Genomic DNA, 18,242 nt, shown 5'->3' with positions numbered 1-18,242 from the left:
TTAATGTCAGCCTCCTTTACTTTAAAAAGACTTAATCGATCATATATTTTTGCCCAATTTCTTTTGAAATATCAATGAAACGTTTTAGAGATGGGTTTTCGTCTGTTTTACGATAAGCAACAGAAAGAATTGCATTTAAAGGATAATCCTCAATTTCCTTATACACGACGTCTAAATTAAAATTTTTCTCTGCAGTGCTTGGAACAACGCCTATGCCAATACCAGCGGAAACAAGTCCAAGAACCATTTGATATTCATTTGCTTCCTGAACAATCTTAGGTGTAAACCCAGCATCTTGAAAAAGAGAAACAAAATCATCATACAAAGCGGGCCAAATATCACGAGACACAACAATGAATGGTATATCGACAAGATCCTTGAGATAAATGGCTTCTTTTTTAGCTAGTGGATGATTTTTTGGCATTGATAAGGCACATTTCCCACGTAGTAAAATTTCTGTAGTAATCATGGAACTGTTTATGGGAGGGTGTACCATACCAATATCTAAATAACCGTCATGCAAGGCTTTGATTTGATCTGGAGTCGATAATTCCTGAAGTTCAATAGAAACATCAGGAAATTTTCGCCTGAATTCACGGACGATATCTGGAAGGATGTCATAGGTTGCAGAACCTACAAAGCCAACTGCAATATGCCCTATTTCCCCTCGTTGTGCACGTTGTGCTGTATCAACTGCTTGGTCCAGTACTGACAAGGCTTGTTTTGCATCATTTAAAAACATTTTTCCTGCTGTAGTAAGTTCTACATGTCTCTTTGTTCGTTTGAATAAATCAACACCAATTTCATTTTCCAACTGCTTGATTTGTTGACTTAGTGGTGGTTGAGTCATTTGTAATCGCACAGCTGCTCTCCCAAAATGAAGTTCTTCAGCAACAATAATAAAATAATGAAGGTGCCGTAATTCCATGTCCTACACTCCTAGTGTGTTTCTATATGGTATAAGTTGTTACGAAAGATAAATTCAAAAAAAGTAAACACTATGTTTGAGACTTAAATAAATATTTTTTTAAACAACCTTTTAAAGGTTCTTTATCATCATACCCTTGAAACGAAACATCCTTTATTAAAAATTGCAACAAATTTATTAAGGTAAACTTTTACTTAATATTAATATAAATCTAAATCTGTAAAAAATATATAATAAATCTGATCATCAGACCTTTAATTTGACAAAAAAAGATAAAGCTCGCGCGATTAAGTCGCACTACGTATTAATAGTAATACAATGATATATTTGACGCAATACCATAGCCGTTGTAAAGTAAAGATGAAATTAATTATAGGATTCATTTATATCTAAACTCTGACCATTGTTAGGGGAGAAGATACTAACCATAAGTTTCATTCATCAGAGTTTCATGATTATTTGACTCCTATTTTAAATGGTACTCTGATCGATTTATATACTAAAAAGGAGGATTACTAAAAGTGAGCAAAACTGAAAAAAAACAAGACAAAATTAAAAAAGCAAAAGGCGCAGATTTAGTTGTTGATACGTTAATTCAACAAGGTGTTAAGTACGTTTTTGGTATTCCAGGTGCAAAAATTGATTCCGTTTTCGATGTTTTAGAAGACCGCGGTCCGGAATTAATTGTTTGCCGTCACGAACAAAATGCTGCATTTATGGCTGCTGCCATGGGACGTTTAACGGGTAAACCAGGTGTTGTTTTAGTCACTTCAGGTCCTGGGGTGTCTAACCTTGCCACAGGCCTCGTTACAGCTAATGTGGAAAATGATCCCGTTGTTGCCATAGGCGGTCAAGTTATAAGAGCTGACAGAAACAAACGAACTCACCAATCTATGGATAATGCGGCCTTGTTCTCGTCTATTACAAAATTCAGTAAAGAAGTTGTTGACTCCGATAACATTCCAGAAGTTTTGACCAATGCTTTTAGAGAAGCATCATCTGGTCCACAAGGTGCAGCTTTTGTAAGCTTACCTCAAGATGTTACGGCTAACTCTACGACAGCTAGAGCAGTTGCACCATCTCCTGAACCATTAATGGGTCCTGCTGCAACTGAATCAATCGACAAAGCGGTTGAGGCGATTCAAAATGCCAAACTTCCTGCCATTTTAGTCGGTCAAAGAGCAAGCAAACGTAAAGTCGTTGCTGCTGTACGTTCATTACTTAAGAAAATCTCTTTACCCGTTGTTGAAACGTTCCAAGCTGCCGGATTAATTTCAAGAGATCTCGAAGAACATTTCTACGGTCGTATTGGCCTCTTCCGTAACCAACCTGGTGATATTCTTATTGAAAATGCCGATGTTCTTTTAACGATTGGTTACGATCCAGTTGAATATGATCCGAAATTCTGGAATTCTGTCGGAGATCGTAAATTAATTCATTTGGATGAACTTCATGCTGATATTGATCATGATTACCAACCTGAGATCGAACTTATCGGTGATATCGGTGCTACAGTAGATAGCATTAAAGAGAAATTAACTCACTTGAATGTTTCTGATGAAGGTTTGAAACTGATGGATGAATTACGTCAAAAAATCGTTGATCGAGATGAACCACCTGCACGTGAAGATTCCGATCTTGTCCACCCATTACAATTCGTTCGTGATTTACGCGATTTAATTGATGACAATGTGACGGTTACTTGTGACGTAGGTTCTCACTATATCTGGATGGCAAGACATTTCCGTTCTTATGAACCACATCGTCTATTATTCAGTAATGGAATGCAAACACTTGGCGTAGCTCTTCCTTGGGCTATGGCGGCTGCCCTTGTTCACCCTGAAGAAAAAACGGTATCTATATCTGGTGATGGTGGATTCTTGTTCTCAGCTAACGAATTGGAAACAGCGGTTCGTCTTAAATTACCTATAGTTCACTTTGTATGGAGAGATGGAACGTATGACATGGTTGCCTTCCAACAAGTGATGAAATATGAAAGAACGGCTGGTGTTGAATTTGGATCAGTCGATATCGTGAAATATGCTGAAAGTTTTGGTGCAAAAGGCATGCGCGTGAATAAACCAAGTGAATTAAAAAATGTTATGAAAGAAGCACTTGCTTACCAAGATGGACCAGTTATTGTTGATGTGCCTATTGATTATAGTGAAAACATCGACCTAGCGAAAAAATTGATTCCTAACGCATTAAACTAATTTTATGAAAGGGGCTCCTTAATGAGTACATCTGTAAAACATGATCAGACGACTAACGTTTTAAAGAAATCATATGATACGGTTTATCAAGTTTCCACCATGTTGTCTTTACTTGATGGGGTCTATGAAGGGGAAACAACATTTGGGGATTTGAAACATCATGGTGATTTCGGTATCGGAACTTTTGATCGACTCGACGGTGAACTCATTGGTTTCGATAATGAATTTTACCGCGTCAGAGGAGATGGTACGGCAACGCCCCTAGTTGATGCCGATAGAAGTCCGTTCTGCTCGATGACGTATTTCAAACCAGAAATCACACATAAAGTGGAACAAACGATGAGTAAGAGGGAAATTGAAGAATTAATCATGGATCTTGTTCCGAGCGAAAATTTATTTTATGCTGTTCGATTTGATGGAGTGTTTAAACAAGTCAAAACGCGCACCGTTGTCTATCAAGAAAAACCATATGTGCCGATGTCAGAAGCCGTAGAATCACAACCTATTTTCACATTCAACAATGTGAAGGGGACGATGGTTGGTTTTTGGACTCCAATGTACGCTCATGGAATTGCTGTCGGCGGTTTTCACCTTCACTTTATTGATGAAAATAGAACTAGCGGTGGTCATGTATTTGACTATGCGATTGACAATTGTACGATTCAAATTAATAAAAAGCCTGAAATGAAATTACATCTTCCACAAGATGAAGGATTTTTAAACGCCAACCTTAATCGTCCTGAGATGGAAGCTGAAATGAAAAAAACAGAAGGCTAAAATAAAAATCTAGATAAGGTTTGAAACCTTATCTAGATTTTTTACATATGACATTGAACCAACCTATCCATACAAAAAATTGTATAAAATATCACATATTCCTTCTTAATAGCTTATTAGGGCATATAATATAACTATCAAAACCCCCTTAATATTGGCTAGTACCATTTTTCATCGTTGGTACTAGCTTTTTTTTATTAACTTTTTAATGAATATAAAAGATAAAATGAATAAAGGGAACAAGATCGTTCCTAAAGTATCTAATGTATTTGTCAACGATCCACCATTTTGGAAAAAATCCGTTAAACTTGGGAATATCCATAGCGACAGGAAAAAGGACATAAAAGAAATCGGTAAAACGAGAGAGCGATAATCTGGTCCGCCCAAAAATTGCTTCAAAACATATGCGAACATAAACGAAAATGAAGCAATTTTAATAAAAATGCCAACAATCCAAATAGCCATAACAATGGCTTCAATATGTTCAAAATATCTGCCAAGTGAAACGTAACGGGTACTTACTACATAGGGGAAAAACCATTTATTAAAGGATTGACCCAAGACGAAAAAATCACAAAGTGTGATAAAAATGATCGTCAAAGTGGTTAACGTTAAACTAATATAACCTGCATGGAGAATCTTTTTTCTTGCAGATACGAAGGGTAAGAACATAGAAAGAAAAACAAATTCACTTAGCCATCCCATAGCGATGACCGATCCTTTTAAACCAGGGATTAATCCATTGGGAAACATCGGTAGTAAAAAGTCAACATGCATATCTGGAATTAAAGGCAAAGTGCTGAGTGAGACGCTAAAAAATAAAAGGGGAAAAAAGAAAGTAGCTGTTCTACAAATGACTTCAATGCCGCTTTTAACAGCGTAGGCACTCACGATTACCATAATACCGATTAGAACGAATTGGGGCGTGAATCGATAGAAATGTGTCACAATAAAATTACAATATTCTCTAAAAATATAAACTGTAATATAGAGAAAAAATAATAAAAAACAGAGAGAAAGAACATAACCCAAAATACCCATTTCTTTTTTCATTATTTCTATGAAAGTTTTACCAGGAAATGTATTATTTAATATAACGATGGTTATAACCATTAAGTAACCAAATAATGAACTTATGAGAAATGAAAACCAAAGATCTTGCTTAGCCAATTCAAATACACCGTAAGGGAGCATGAGACCTCCAGTTGTAACCGTGTCTATATATAGGACTAGCCCCATTTGAAAGGACGTAATGTTTACCATTTTGTTCATCTTAAATCACCTCACAAATCCATATAGAGTTAATAAGCCATATTTTTCTTTTTGAATAGAACAAAGCCCAATATTAACAAAGGATAAAAAAGATTAACTAGAATGGTGATTGTATTAATTAAAGGACTTCCTATTTTAATTTGACTTTGGGCACTTGGATAAATCCATAAACTAAATAGAAATAATAAAAAGCTAATCGGTAAAGCATTCAATTTATAAGATGAAAGTCGAAGGAAAGAGGCTGAACTATGGACAATCACGAACAGATAAAAGGAAATCTTAACAAAAGCACCAACAATCCATATGGCCATAACCAAAGCTTCAATATGTTCAAAGAAACGACCAATAGAGATATAGCTCACACTCACTATGTAGGGGTATAATGGAACACCTGTAAAAGCACTTAACAATAACAAAATCGAAACAATCAAAATCAGCAGTGTGATGAGGGTGATGGTCACCATATTAAATCCATCTCTTAAGAACGTTTTTGAGTGACGAATAAAAGGTGTACACATCGATAGGAGCATAAATTCGCTAAACCAGGCTAAGGAAACCGAAGCTCCGCTCAGAGGTGGAACAAGCCCTTTGTCTAAAATTGGTAAAAGGTTTACAAATGATATCCCTGGAACAGATAAGAGACTTCCAAGAGAAAAAAACAGTAAGATAAATGGAAGTGCAATTAACGCACATCGGCAGATGACTTCTATCCCATGATAAACGGCGAAACAACACACCATGACCAGGCTACCGATAATAATGTAATTCGGCGTTTTTGGATAAAAATTTGTTGAAATAAAATTCGTGTACTGTCGAACAAAATACGCTTCGCAGTAAAAAGTCAAAAAAATAAATATAAACGTCAAAGCCCGCCCTAAATATGGACCCAATGTTTCTTCGGTAATTTCTGTCAATGTTTTATTTTTAAAAGTGTGAAGAAAAAGGGTTATAACGATAATGGAAAAGTAACCAAGTAAGGAACCAATCATGATGGATAACCATAAATTAAGGCTCGCGATACGGTAAAGTTGTCTAGGCATCATAAGCATTCCAGTGGTTATAATTCCAATATAGAGTGTGATTAATAATTGAAAACTGGTCGTTTTTTCTTTCAAAGTTCTTTCACCGCCTACTTACCTAAAATAGGGATTAGTGGTTTAAAAAGAAAAAGCATGAGTCGAGCTGGATTTAAAAGAGAATGAAAGAATAAAAAGGAGAACATAACAGTCCAACAAATACCGAGTAACATAAAAAATACGATCCTATCATGTTTCTTTTGCAAGTTTTTTTTTTCAAAGAGATAGAAGCCATAAAGAACAACACTATATCCTATAAGATTCATCCATTTCATTCCACTCACCTCTTATTTACTCAATCATACCAGGATCATAAACATTAATATGCCCATTGACTTTTACATCAATCCGGGGGTAGATATCTTCCCAATTATGACTTACTTTATTGTACTCATCTGGATGTTCGCGATAAAATACACCGTGGAAATTCATGACATCACTGTTCATGTGCTGTGTTTGTTTAACCGAATGTTTTATGATCGAACGTAGACGTTTGTTAACTTCTTTTTCAATCTTATGTTCAGTTTTAACCTTGAAAAGGGATTGATTGGTTGTATTTTCAAAGACAATGCCTTTTCCGGAAACTTTTACGGTTATGATCCACTTTCCATCTTTTATAGCAGAATGGGTCGCTGTTTTAACGCTTTGAATGTTTAAGGAGACTTGACCAGAATGCCCTTTTAGATGAAGTGGGAACACCGTCTGATTAAACTCATTGTAGATAAGCCTTTGTCCATAAGTATCATGGTGATCTATCGTCCCAACCAGCCGATCATTCGCAAAGATGGCAGAACCTAAAGTGAGAAACATATGTTCAGGATTTCCTTTAACACGTAATTGTTTTACTCCAATGATCGGTAGAATGACAGGTTTATTTGGTCCAAGACGCATTAAGATGACATCTTTTAATGACATACCTAGATTCGCGTTCTTTTCTGTCAAGTATTCCATGACATCAGCTGAGTTTCTCTCAATATTTGGTCGATATTGGAGAAGATCAACACCATGATCTTTGGCAACATAAATTAGGGTTCGTTCTTTAATCTCATAAAATCGTGCGGCATAGTCTAATCCTTCTTTTAAGCGTTTCTTGGCAAAGTCATGACCAAACACGATGACGGCATTTTGCCCTCTAAAAAGGTGACGGGAGACTCTTGTTTCTATATTGTTAACGGCATCAGAAATGGTCGAACCTTTACCTGATATAACTAGGTTAGATCCTTGTGCGCCCGTCCCACTAGAACCTCCAGAACCTCCAGAACCTCCAGAAGAAGACGTACCTTGTGGAGTGAAAATTTGAACTGTGGCGATGACGTTATTGTTCGCATCTAAGTCAAAGCTTGATGCGGTTACAAGAGCTAGGGTATTTAATTCCCTTTGATCCCAGCAACCCGTCATAACTGAAAATGAGCAGAATAACGAAACGATGAATAAAACTTTTTTTATTTTCAACAGATATGGAAGAAGAAACAACTTCTTCACTCCTTACGTTGTTTATTCCAAACATTTCCTGTAAAATGTGGTCGGTTTTTTTGTTTCCATGTAGGCGCTCTTATGATAGAGTCCTTAAATCCAGATTTCTTAAAAGGTGCGTAAGGCTCAAGATAAGGAACCCCAAATGATCTTAGAGAGCAGAGATGAATGATGATGACGATGACAGCCATAATAAGGCCTAAAAAACCTAAGAAGCTGGAAATAAACATCACTGGAAATCGCAGCATACGTATGGTTATTGCAGCGTTGTAATGTGGAATCATAAAAGAGGCGATCCCAGTAGAGGCCACAACAATAACCATAGTGGGTGAAACAAGTCCCGCTTGAATGGCCGCTTGTCCAATAACGAGCGCGCCAACTATACTGACTGCAGACCCTACCTGTTTAGGCAATCTAACCCCGGCTTCCCTTAAAGCTTCAAATGTCACTTCCATTAATAAGGCTTCAAATAAGGCTGGAAACGGGACTTGCTCCCTCGTTTGAGCAATCGTAAGAAGCAGTGTTGTCGGAACCATCTCTTGATGAAACGTCATGACGGCAATGTAAAAGGATGGTCCAAGGAGTGCGATACCTAAGAATAAAAAACGTAAAATTCGAAGAAGAGTTGTAATATAGAATCCTTGAGAATAATCTTCTGCGGCTTGAATAAAAGCAGTAAATGTCGTCGGTAAAACTAAACAAAAGGGCGTCCCTTCAACTAAGATACCCACACGACCTTCTAACAAGTTACCACATAGCGTATCGGGTCTTTCAGTTGATAATAGTTGAGTAAACGGTGAATACCGATTATCCTGTAAATACTCTTCTAGGACACCCGACTCCAAGACACCTTCAAGTTTAATTTTATTAAGGCGATTTTCAACTTCTTTTAATAGTCCTGGGTCGCAAACGCCATCAAGATAGGCGATCGCAATTTGAGTTTTTGAATATTCACCCATTACTTTTGATTTAATTTTAAGTTGAGGTGTACGAAGACGTTTTCTGATAAGTGACGTATTGATCCGAAGAGATTCTACAAACCCCTCTCTAGGACCTCGAACGACCACTTCGGATGTAGGGTCTTCGATGCCTCTTGTGACCCATGCTGTTAATCCGAAAGATAAAGCAACAGGAATTTGGTCAAGAATTAAGATGGGATTCCCATTAGACAGCTGATTATAAATGTCTTCGTAAGTTGTGAGTTGTTTTAATTGACCGACAGAAATGCTTTCAATGACCTTCTCTAAACTGTGGTCCCATTCAGAAATGGACAAAAGCGGTTTTAAAACTACTTTATCGAGTTCTTCGGAATTGGATGTTCCTTCTATATAGAGTAAAAAGGCATTATCTTTTGATTGTTTACCAATTGAAAAGGATCGCGTGATGAGATCTGAACAATCTGAGTAAACATCTAATATACGTTGTTTATTGATCTTCAATGATCGAGAAATCTGGTCAGATGAAGTCGAATTGACTTCTTCACCATTCATCACATTTTCATGTTGTTGCTGTTGCTCTTGTTGTTTAGGCTTTTGCTCTTTTTTGTTTTTCTTAAACAGTCCCATCTTGCCCACCCTCTTGGAAACGATTTGGTATGGTTTAAGGTGTAGTGTTCCCGAAAAATAGTAATATATGAATGAAGATAGATATAAATTGAAGAATGGTAAAGAAATCAATGAATGATATCAAATATTCCAATGAGAACGAGTAGAAAACCAGATACATAACCGGCGTAATAGGCAAGCCTAGATTGTTGAAGCTTGAGCCCCATGGTGGTTCCCAAATCGATGCTTAAATAAGAAAAGAGTCCAATAGCTATAGCGACGAGATACGCATTTGCACCAGCGATACCTGCTCCAAAGGCAATTCCTATGGCATTACAAGAGAGAGCAATGCCTAAAATAAAGGCTTCATTCATAGAGATAATATTATTATGGTCTTTATCGACATGATCTGGATTTTCCATTGTTTTTTTAAAAGCACGATGCGCTTTTTGTTGGAATTCAGTGATAATGGACCACAATCCAATCAACATGATGATGGATCCGCCAAGATAGTTTGAAAAAGATGGGGGGATAAATTGACTGAGGAGATGGCCAAAACAAACGAACAGAAAAGAAAATAGGGTACCCATAAGGGACATCATCATATTCGAAGATATGGAGATTCTTTTTCCTTGAATTCCATATGAGAAACCGATACCTAAGTTATCTAAATTAGAGGCGATACCAATAAAGGCGATGGTAAGTAAAAACATGGATAATCTCCTTTCTTACAGAACGAAACAATGTATCCTATGAATTTACAAGTAAATCGTGACTTAAGGACAAAATATTAACGTAAGAAAGAACAAATTAAGGGTATTAAAATACGCTAAAGTGTGATTTAATTTTCATTTAAGCAGAATTGTTGAAATCCTTTTGGAGTTTGTTGTAACCTAAAAAGTGAATGTTTAAAATGAGATGATCGGTTAATAGAGTGATTAAATTCTTTAGGATATAAAGGGTAAAAGAATGGTTAGAAAGGGAATAAGGTTTTAGGAGGGAACGAAAGAGAGTATGAAAAAAAACATCGCACTCCTTTGTTTATCCATTTTGTTAAATGCATTTGGAAATGCTCTAACCGTGAAAGCGGCATTAGGATCAGCACCTTGGACAGCAGCGGGATTAAATATCTCAAATTTACTCCATATTACGGTCGGAAATGCTCTGATACTATTAGGATTAGTAGCCTTAATTGTTGATGACATATTAAGGAAAAAGTGGAATAAAATGAAAGATATCTATAACTTCTTATATTTACTTTGTTTTGGATACTTTATTGATTTTTGGCTTGTTGCCTTAACAAAATTTCACGTCAATCTCTTTGCATTTAGGCTGATTGTTTGTGTATTCGGCATCATGTGCATCGGTTGCGCTCTTTCAATTTATTTACGCCTTAATGTTGTGCTTCATCCATTTGATGATATGTTGAAAATTTTAAGAGAAAAGTATTTTAAAGGAAATACCGTCGTTGCACAGCGTTTATCATTAGGTGTGCCACTATGTATCGGACTTAGCATTGGCCTTATTAATCACAATATCGTTGGCATTAATATTGGAACAGTCATCAGTTTCCTTTGTATGGGCTATTTTATTGTATTTTTCGATAAACGAATACATCTTAGTTTACAGAGGGCAACACGTTTATAACATAAGAGGATGTTCAAAAAGCCAAATGATAAGCTACGAATCTCGGCGTTGGCTTGTTTTTCCGGTCCTCATGTAGTAAAAACCTACATTCCGGTCCTCAAAACGGCGCCGCCTTGACCTTCTTGCTTCTAATTTGTCGCCTTTTTGAACACATACTTTACATAAACAAGATCCTGAATGTTTGTTCGGGGTCTTTTTTGTGGATTAAAGCGAAGTATCATCAAAGAAAGATCAAAAAAATCATATAAACTTCCCCAAAAACAAATTATAATAAAGAATATAACTTATAAAAGTGGGGAGGAAAACAAATGAATAATCATGAAATAGATTACAAAATATATGGCGATGATATGCAATTCGTGGAAATCGAACTTGATCCTAGTGAAACAACCATTGCTGAAGCTGGAAGCTTGATGATGATGGAAGAAGGCATTGGGATGGAGACGATTTTTGGGGATGGTTCTGAAAGTAAAGGATTAATGGGTAAATTGTTCGGTGCAGGCAAACGCTTATTAACAGGTGAAAGTCTATTTATGACGGCTTTTACGAACGAAGCGCGCGGAAAGAAGCACGTTTCATTTGCAGCACCTTATCCAGGAAAAATTATTCCACTCGATTTAAGTGAACATGGTGGCGAAATCATTTGCCAAAAAGACGCTTTTCTCTGTGCGGCCAAGGGCGTTTCAGTCGGGATCGCTTTTCAAAGAAAACTCGGGACGGGTTTCTTTGGTGGTGAAGGATTTATTATGGAAAGACTTGAAGGAGATGGCATGGCTTTTGTTCATGCTGGAGGAACGATCCGAGAGTTGAATTTATCTTCTACTGATAAATTACGGGTTGACACGGGCTGTTTAGTTGGAATGACTAAAGATGTAGATTATAATATTGAATTTGTGAAAGGTGTTAAGACGGCCTTATTTGGCGGAGAAGGATTGTTTTTTGCCACCTTGCAAGGACCAGGAACGGTTTGGGTTCAATCCTTACCTTTTAGTCGACTAGCTAGTCGTGTCTTTAGTGCGATGCCGCAGAATCCAGTCGGACGAAGTTCAGATGAAGGTAGTGCACTCGGTGGTATCTTTAGAATGTTTGATGGCGATTAAGTCAGCACTTTAGTACTCGTAATAAGTAATACAAGTCAAAAAGGAACCAGAAATGGTTCTTTTTTAATCTTCAAAAGTTTATATTAAACGTCGTATTATAAAAAAAGAAATAGTAAGTCAAAAACCTCTTAGAGTGATTATTTGTTGTCAAACCCAATTACCGTTACAATAATGGTAGAACTAATTTAAGGGGACACATGTATGAAGACTCAATCAAATCAAGAATCAGATTCTCGAAAAAAAGGCTTTCAATTTGTAACGTATATATTCCTTGCAAAACTCCTCATTTGTATTATTTTGGGTGGCATTCTTGTGCTCGTTGCCATCATGATCCAGCGGTCACTCCATGTTAATAAAGATACCCTAATGACGAGTATCACATCGAGTGGGTATTTAAATGATGGTAAGACGCTTGTTCTTTTATCAAAGAATGGAACGTATCAATACTCATCTGGAAAGTGGCATCGGAAGAAAACACATCATGACCATCCTTTTGTTGTCACAAGTCAGGGATATTATGAATTAGCTGAAGGTCATTTGCTTACAAAGAATAGTAAAGGTGAAATCACAAACAACGTGTCATTACCTGATGAATCTATAGATTTGATGGCTGCCGGATATGATACGAAAAGGGTTTATTTAATGAATAACAAATCGACTTTGTTTTATACGGATGGCCATAATGAAGACTGGAAGAGTGTTCAACCAAATGGTTTAAAGGGAAAAATCAAACAATTAGCTATAGCACCAGAGAATCGTAACAAGTTAGTTATTTTGACCTCGGACGGTATCTATTTTTCTCAAAATAAAGGGAAACAGTTCAACAAAATCGTAAATAATAAACATATTACGAGCTTAACGTATGGGAAAAATGATGAGGTCATTGCAGCTTCTAAAGAGGGAAAATCAACATTACTTAGAACGAATACTCAATCAAGGCTGCAAGTACCTGTAGATTTATCAACGGTAAAAGAGGACATCATTACTCATATCATTCAAAATCCAAAGAATGAGAAAGAAATAGTTGTTGTAACCAAAGGAAATGATATCTTTAAAACAGACAACTATGGAACCAACTGGATCATCTTGGCCAAAAAAGGACAAGGTCTCAATGGTGGGAAATAACTCACTTTTTTAACTATTTCACGTTTTAGTGACAAAAAGGATCCAAGGTATGCTACACTACTAGAAAAACCAGTTTATTTGGGAGGCAACGATGGTTAAGACAGTACTATTTGACGTAGATGGGGTATTTTTAAGTGAAGAACGCTATTTCGATGCTTCGGCATTAACGGTATGGGAGTTATTAAACAGTAAAAACTACTTAGGACTCAATCCTGAAAGCTTTAAAACGACCTATCGTAATGATGAAATAGAGAAGATCAGAAAAACCGTATTTGTAGATGACCAAGTTCTTAATTTTATGAAATCTCGTGGTCTGAACGCTAACTGGGATATGATTTATATTGCATTTAGCTATCAATTGATTCATCTTCTTGAACAAGTCAAGGACCAATACAGTGAAGAAATAACGAAATGGTTTAGCCAAGATATCAATTATGATACGTTAAGTGAAATACGTGAGGCATTAAAGAATCAGTCCGTTTCATTAAACTTTGACGTATTCTTAGACGATTATAAACAAACGAATGCAACAAAGCAGGGACTAGTCGATTATCTAAATACGTTAACAGAACAGAAACTAGGCGTAAAAACATCGATATTCAAAAAGAAAAGTGCCTTATGGAGTGTTGGTGAACACGCTTCTCAAGAATGGTACGTTGGGGATAAGAATATTCTGCAATCAACAGGACGCCCTTCTGTTCAAACGGGTAAAGCAGGTTTCTTGAGTGAAGAAGATACGCTTGCGGAACCAGAAGTCATTGCTGAACTTTTCAACTTCCTTAATCAAGAGGGAATTAAAGTCGGTATTGGAACTGGTAGACCACGCCTTGAAACACATGAACCGTTTACTTACTTAAAGTGGTTGGATCATTTAGATACCAATCATATTGTAACGGCTGATGATGTGGCAGAAACAGAAAAAGCAAGTGGTTCAGATCATTCCTTATCAAAACCACATCCTTATACGTATCTTCAAGCCTATTATGGAAAGGACCATCCTTATGATGCGTTCATAACGGATCCAAAACCACTAGAAGATGGAAAAGATGTTCTTGTAGTGGGCGATTCATTAGCGGATTTACTCGCAGCAAGACAAATTGGATGTCAATTTGCAGCTGTGTTAACGGGGTTGTCTGGACAAGCTGCTCGTGGTGAATTTGAAGAGCACGAAGCCGATTATATTTTAGACTCCGTTGTTGATGTTAAGAAACTCATTAAAGAATTAGTCGCAAAATAAAGTGAAACTTCCATCAGTGAGGGTTTTCTTCATCCCCACTGATGGTTAGCTGAACCAATCGGACCTTTACGGGCAGTTGATCCCCCACCTTATCTTCTTTGACTACTCAGAGTCCCCGAGGTGGGGGTCTTTACTTGCCGTTAAGACGGGATAAATTATAGAATATCTAGACATGGTCTTCTCAAACGAGTAGACCGTGTTTTTTTATGCAGAATTGGAATGTGGTATACTCATAAAATAGATTTTAGAGGAAGAAAATTGAAGTAAATGAGGGGTGCAATCTATGGCAATAAAGAGTGAAAAGGAAAAAATGATCGCTGGGGAATACTATAGAGCTGGAGATCCTGAACTTGTAGCTGATAATAAACGTGCGAGAGAGCTCTTAAGAACGTTTAATCATATTTCTGAGAGTGATGTTGAACAGCGGACCAATATACTTAAGCAACTTTTGGGTTCCACGGGTGAGAAAATATACATGGAGTCAAATTTTCATTGTGACTATGGATATAATATTCATGTTGGCGAGCGTTTTTACGCAAACTTTGATTGTACAATATTAGATGTTTGCCCAGTCAGAATTGGTGACAATTGTATGTTAGCGCCAGGTGTACATATTTATACAGCTTCACATCCCTTAGATGCTGAAGAACGTATTAGCGGCATTGAGTTTGGAAAGCCAGTCACTATAGGGAATAATGTTTGGATCGGCGGAAAATCTATTATCAATCCTGGTGTAACCATAGGGGATAATGTTGTTATTGGATCTGGATCTGTTGTTATTAAGGATATTCCAGATAATGTTGTTGTTGCAGGGAATCCAGCACGAATTATTCGAAAGTTGAAATGAATAATAGAAAAGTTGAATCGTTTTATAAAGTGAAACTTCCATCAGTGGGGGTTTTCTTCTACCCCACTGATGGTTAGCTGAACCAATCGGACCTTTACGGGCAGTTGATCCCCCACCTATCTTCTTTGAATACTCAGAATCTTGAGGTGGGGGTCTTTACTTGCCGTTAAGGCGGGATAAAAAATTAGGTTTTAATCTTGACGAACTCATTTTAAAGCTTTAACTTTAATTTACTAAAACCTATTGATTGTGAAGTTGATGATATTTTTTAACTTAGACCATGAACATCCCTTCTTACGTGATGGAAGTAAGGGATTATTCATGATTAGGATACAACGCTTGGTATATCGTAGACATATCTTCTTTCGCTTTTCCTTGAACTTTGGCTAAAGCATATAATTCTTTAGCTAAATTAATGAAAGGGAGGGCAGTTGATTCTTCGTAAGCCATTAGCGAAGCCAAATGAAGGTCTTTTTGGATATAGTCTATTGCAAACTCTACATCAGTTGATTCGCCCATAATATGGCTACGTTTGGCCTTTAAAAACGGTGCTGTCGTTGGACCGTTTAATAAGGTATCCACAACGTTTTCTTTTCCAAGATTTAATGATTCGCCTAAAGCGATAGCTTCTGAAAAAGCAATCATTGTTTGAGCTAGCATGGAGTTAACAACGAGTTTCATACTACTGCCTTGACCATGCTCACCTTGATATTTTACACTTTTTCCCATTACATCTAAATAAGGTTGTATGGCTTCTATATCTTTCTGATGACCTCCAACAACAAAGACCAGTTCACCTTTTTCAGCTGGAATTTTTGATCCAAGTACCGGAGCATCAACGAAACGAATATTGCGGCTTAATGCTTCTTCAGCCATTTTTCGTGAAAATACAGGTCCAACTGTGCTGCAGTCAACCCAAAGTGAACCGTCTTTCATAGCAGGTAAAAACCCGTTATCGCCAATAGCAACATGCTGAACGATTTCTGGTTTAGCAAGCATAGTAAATATAACATCCACTTGTTCCGCTAGTTCGATAGGTGAATTAGCCCATTTTGCTCCTTTATCAAGTAAAGGTTGTGCTTTTTCTTTTGTGCGATTATACACAATGAGTTCCTGACCATCTTCAATAAGATTGTTTGCCATTCGGCTACCCATAATGCCGAGTCCAATAAAACCTATCATGATTGGGTTCCTCCTTATTATGTATGTATCATTAGTAAAATCATATACCCTATTTCTAACTATTTCAAAATAGTTGTTTAACGATATTAAGATAAGCTAAAAAAAGACAAGTATCTAAGGACAGATACTTGTCTAAAAGCTTATGGAAAAAGTTAATGTACGGCTTCTTCCGTATTTTTCGTTGTGTCTCCATTTTTAATTTCAACCAACTGGACATGTTCAAGGTCTGGTAATGTCAATAATTTATCAATAACTTGGTTACTAACAGGCTTATCTACTGTAAGCATCATAATGGCTTCACCACCGACAGCTTTTCGACCAACTTGCATGTTACCGATGTTAACGCCATTTTCTCCAAGGATGGATCCAACTCGACCAATCATACCAGGAACATCAAAATGTCTAATCGAAAGCATATAACGTTCTGGAATTAAGTCAATACGGTAATCGTTTATATTGACAATTCGACCACCAAATCCATTTAATACAGTCGCACCAATGGTGGCCGTTTCAGCCCCATGATGAAGCGTAAGTGACATATAGTTAGCAAAGCCATGACGAGAGGCATTTTTTTGGACTGTATAAGTTAAACCTTGTTCTTTCAATAACTGAAGAACGTTAATAATGTTGACAGAATCACTTAAGTGATAAGACAAAATACCTTTAATAAGCGTGCGAGTTAAAAGGCCAGTGTCTTCTTCAGTTAAGTCACCATAATAATCAACCGTAATTTTGTCTGGTGCTTTTTTAAATAATTGAATGATCAATTGTGCAATTTGTTCACCCAGTTCGAGGTAAGGTTTCATTTTTTGTTGAACTTCAGCTGACATTCGTGGCACATTGATGGCGTGTTGAATATTCTGAGAAGTAAAGATATCAATAATTTCTTCACTGACAGATTGGGCCACTTTTTCCTGTGCTTCAGCCGTCGATGCACCAAGGTGAGGTGTAACGATAATGTTTGGATGATGACGGAATGTTTCATTATCTAATGGTTCATGTTCAAACACATCAAGAGCGGCACCAGCTACATGGCCAGATTGTACTGCTTCGGCTAAGGCAGCTTCATCTATGATTCCTCCGCGGGCACAGTTCACGATTCTCACGCCAGGTTTGGTTTTGCTGAGATAGTTTGCATCGATTAAACCTTTTGTTTCTTTTGTTAGTGGAGTATGGACCGTAATGAAATCAGCTTGTTCAGCAATCTCGTCAAGTGACGCTTTTGTAAATCCAAGTTTTTTGGCTTTCTCTTCTGTTAAAAATGGGTCATAGGCAAGGATATTCATTTCAAAACTTTTGGCACGTTTAGCCACTTCAGTTCCAATACGTCCTGTTCCGATGACACCAAGCGTTTTTTCAAAGAGTTCAACACCTTTGAATGTTTTTCGATCCCATTTCTCTTCTGTCATTGAAATATAAGCTTGTGGGATTTGACGCGCAAGTGAAAGCATCATTGCTAAAGTATGTTCTGTTGCAGCAATGGTATTACCATTTGGGGCATTGACGACAATAACCCCTTTACGAGTAGCCGCTTGAATATCGATATTATCGACACCAACTCCAGCACGCGCAATCACTTTCAAACGATCAGCGGCTTGAATAATTTCAGCTGTCACAGTGGTTTGACTCCGTACGATTAAAGCATCATACTCTCCAATAATGGATTTTAATTGATCTGGTGTTAGATTTGTTTGCTTTTCAACTAAGAAGTCAGGATGATCTGTTAATGCTTTAATACCTGTGTCACTAATTGGGTCACTTACGAGTACTTTATACATAATAATTCCAATACCTCCTGGGATTTAGGTTTAGTTGCAAATA

Annotated in this window: 15 protein-coding genes; 7 read left to right on the top strand and 8 right to left on the bottom strand. The window is 37.0% G+C overall.

Features of this window, described 5'->3' with window-relative positions:
* Positions 1-31 precede the first annotated feature (31 nt).
* Positions 32-928, bottom strand: coding sequence for an acetoin biosynthesis transcriptional regulator AlsR (alsR, locus tag GMB86_RS01960; protein ID WP_155216284.1), 897 nt, complete (start codon positions 926-928; stop codon positions 32-34).
* 521 nt (positions 929-1,449) lie between these two features.
* Between alsR and alsS the strand changes: the two genes are divergently transcribed.
* Complete coding sequence (alsS, locus tag GMB86_RS01955) at positions 1,450-3,141, top strand: acetolactate synthase AlsS (protein WP_329602706.1); 1,692 nt, start codon at positions 1,450-1,452, stop codon at positions 3,139-3,141.
* 21 nt (positions 3,142-3,162) lie between these two features.
* Complete coding sequence (gene budA, locus GMB86_RS01950; RefSeq protein WP_155216282.1) at positions 3,163-3,918, top strand: acetolactate decarboxylase; 756 nt, start codon at positions 3,163-3,165, stop codon at positions 3,916-3,918.
* Between the two features lie 183 nt (positions 3,919-4,101).
* Here budA and GMB86_RS01945 read toward each other — a convergent pair whose 3' ends face one another.
* From GMB86_RS01945 to GMB86_RS01925, 5 genes are all read right to left on the bottom strand, one after another.
* Positions 4,102-5,190, bottom strand: coding sequence for a GerAB/ArcD/ProY family transporter (locus GMB86_RS01945; protein ID WP_155216280.1), 1,089 nt, complete (start codon positions 5,188-5,190; stop codon positions 4,102-4,104).
* A 29-nt stretch (positions 5,191-5,219) separates the two neighbouring features.
* Positions 5,220-6,305 (bottom strand): GerAB/ArcD/ProY family transporter, encoded by a 1,086-nt coding sequence (locus GMB86_RS01940; RefSeq protein WP_155216278.1) that lies wholly within the window; start codon positions 6,303-6,305, stop codon positions 5,220-5,222.
* A 252-nt stretch (positions 6,306-6,557) separates the two neighbouring features.
* Positions 6,558-7,718 (bottom strand): Ger(x)C family spore germination protein, encoded by a 1,161-nt coding sequence (locus GMB86_RS01935; protein WP_196220094.1) that lies wholly within the window; start codon positions 7,716-7,718, stop codon positions 6,558-6,560.
* Between the two features lie 26 nt (positions 7,719-7,744).
* A complete protein-coding gene (locus GMB86_RS01930; protein WP_155216274.1) occupies positions 7,745-9,304 on the bottom strand; it encodes a spore germination protein in 1,560 nt (519 codons plus the stop codon).
* Positions 9,305-9,411: 107 nt separating this feature from the next.
* Positions 9,412-9,996, bottom strand: a complete 585-nt coding sequence (locus GMB86_RS01925) for a manganese efflux pump (RefSeq protein WP_155216272.1) — start codon at positions 9,994-9,996, stop codon at positions 9,412-9,414.
* Positions 9,997-10,297: 301 nt separating this feature from the next.
* On the opposite strand from GMB86_RS01925, the gene GMB86_RS01920 reads away from it, so the two are divergent.
* The 5 genes from GMB86_RS01920 (at position 10,298) to GMB86_RS01900 (ending at position 15,239) form a co-directional block, all read left to right on the top strand.
* The gene (locus GMB86_RS01920) at positions 10,298-10,930 is read left to right on the top strand and encodes a YczE/YyaS/YitT family protein (RefSeq protein WP_155216270.1); all 633 of its coding nucleotides are present in this window, start codon (positions 10,298-10,300) and stop codon (positions 10,928-10,930) included.
* A 308-nt stretch (positions 10,931-11,238) separates the two neighbouring features.
* Positions 11,239-12,030 (top strand): TIGR00266 family protein, encoded by a 792-nt coding sequence (locus GMB86_RS01915; RefSeq protein ID WP_155216269.1) that lies wholly within the window; start codon positions 11,239-11,241, stop codon positions 12,028-12,030.
* A 201-nt stretch (positions 12,031-12,231) separates the two neighbouring features.
* Positions 12,232-13,155 carry a beta propeller repeat protein gene (locus GMB86_RS01910; protein WP_155216267.1) on the top strand — a complete coding sequence of 308 codons (924 nt, stop codon included), beginning with the start codon at positions 12,232-12,234 and terminating at the stop codon, positions 13,153-13,155.
* A gap of 91 nt (positions 13,156-13,246) precedes the next feature.
* Complete coding sequence (locus GMB86_RS01905; RefSeq protein WP_155216265.1) at positions 13,247-14,392, top strand: HAD family hydrolase; 1,146 nt, start codon at positions 13,247-13,249, stop codon at positions 14,390-14,392.
* A 283-nt stretch (positions 14,393-14,675) separates the two neighbouring features.
* Complete coding sequence (locus GMB86_RS01900; RefSeq protein ID WP_155216263.1) at positions 14,676-15,239, top strand: sugar O-acetyltransferase; 564 nt, start codon at positions 14,676-14,678, stop codon at positions 15,237-15,239.
* A 315-nt stretch (positions 15,240-15,554) separates the two neighbouring features.
* On the opposite strand, the gene GMB86_RS01895 is transcribed toward GMB86_RS01900, so the two are convergent.
* Entirely contained in the window at positions 15,555-16,421 is an 867-nt protein-coding gene (locus GMB86_RS01895) for an NAD(P)-dependent oxidoreductase (RefSeq protein ID WP_155216262.1), read from the bottom strand.
* Positions 16,422-16,573: 152 nt separating this feature from the next.
* Entirely contained in the window at positions 16,574-18,199 is a 1,626-nt protein-coding gene (serA, locus tag GMB86_RS01890) for a phosphoglycerate dehydrogenase (protein WP_155216260.1), read from the bottom strand.
* Positions 18,200-18,242: the final 43 nt, after the last annotated feature.

The sequence above is a fragment of the Terrilactibacillus tamarindi genome (genome assembly GCF_009718825.1).
In the GTDB taxonomy this organism is placed as follows: domain Bacteria; phylum Bacillota; class Bacilli; order Bacillales; family Sporolactobacillaceae; genus Terrilactibacillus; species Terrilactibacillus tamarindi.
Note: the sequence above shows the minus strand (reverse complement) of the source record. Positions and strands in the feature narration are given on the sequence as shown.

What these genes read in the sequence shown, in the direction of transcription:
- alsR (WP_155216284.1), bottom strand. Translation starts at nt 928, where the DNA reads ATGGAATTACGGCACCTTCATTATTTTATTATTGTTGCTGAAGAACTT.
- budA (WP_155216282.1), top strand. Translation starts at nt 3,163, where the DNA reads ATGAGTACATCTGTAAAACATGATCAGACGACTAACGTTTTAAAGAAA.
- GMB86_RS01945 (WP_155216280.1), bottom strand. Translation starts at nt 5,190, where the DNA reads ATGAACAAAATGGTAAACATTACGTCCTTTCAAATGGGGCTAGTCCTA.
- GMB86_RS01930 (WP_155216274.1), bottom strand. Translation starts at nt 9,304, where the DNA reads ATGGGACTGTTTAAGAAAAACAAAAAAGAGCAAAAGCCTAAACAACAA.
- GMB86_RS01925 (WP_155216272.1), bottom strand. Translation starts at nt 9,996, where the DNA reads ATGTTTTTACTTACCATCGCCTTTATTGGTATCGCCTCTAATTTAGAT.
- GMB86_RS01920 (WP_155216270.1), top strand. Translation starts at nt 10,298, where the DNA reads ATGAAAAAAAACATCGCACTCCTTTGTTTATCCATTTTGTTAAATGCA.
- GMB86_RS01915 (WP_155216269.1), top strand. Translation starts at nt 11,239, where the DNA reads ATGAATAATCATGAAATAGATTACAAAATATATGGCGATGATATGCAA.
- GMB86_RS01910 (WP_155216267.1), top strand. Translation starts at nt 12,232, where the DNA reads ATGAAGACTCAATCAAATCAAGAATCAGATTCTCGAAAAAAAGGCTTT.
- GMB86_RS01905 (WP_155216265.1), top strand. Translation starts at nt 13,247, where the DNA reads ATGGTTAAGACAGTACTATTTGACGTAGATGGGGTATTTTTAAGTGAA.
- GMB86_RS01900 (WP_155216263.1), top strand. Translation starts at nt 14,676, where the DNA reads ATGGCAATAAAGAGTGAAAAGGAAAAAATGATCGCTGGGGAATACTAT.
- GMB86_RS01895 (WP_155216262.1), bottom strand. Translation starts at nt 16,421, where the DNA reads ATGATAGGTTTTATTGGACTCGGCATTATGGGTAGCCGAATGGCAAAC.
- serA (WP_155216260.1), bottom strand. Translation starts at nt 18,199, where the DNA reads ATGTATAAAGTACTCGTAAGTGACCCAATTAGTGACACAGGTATTAAA.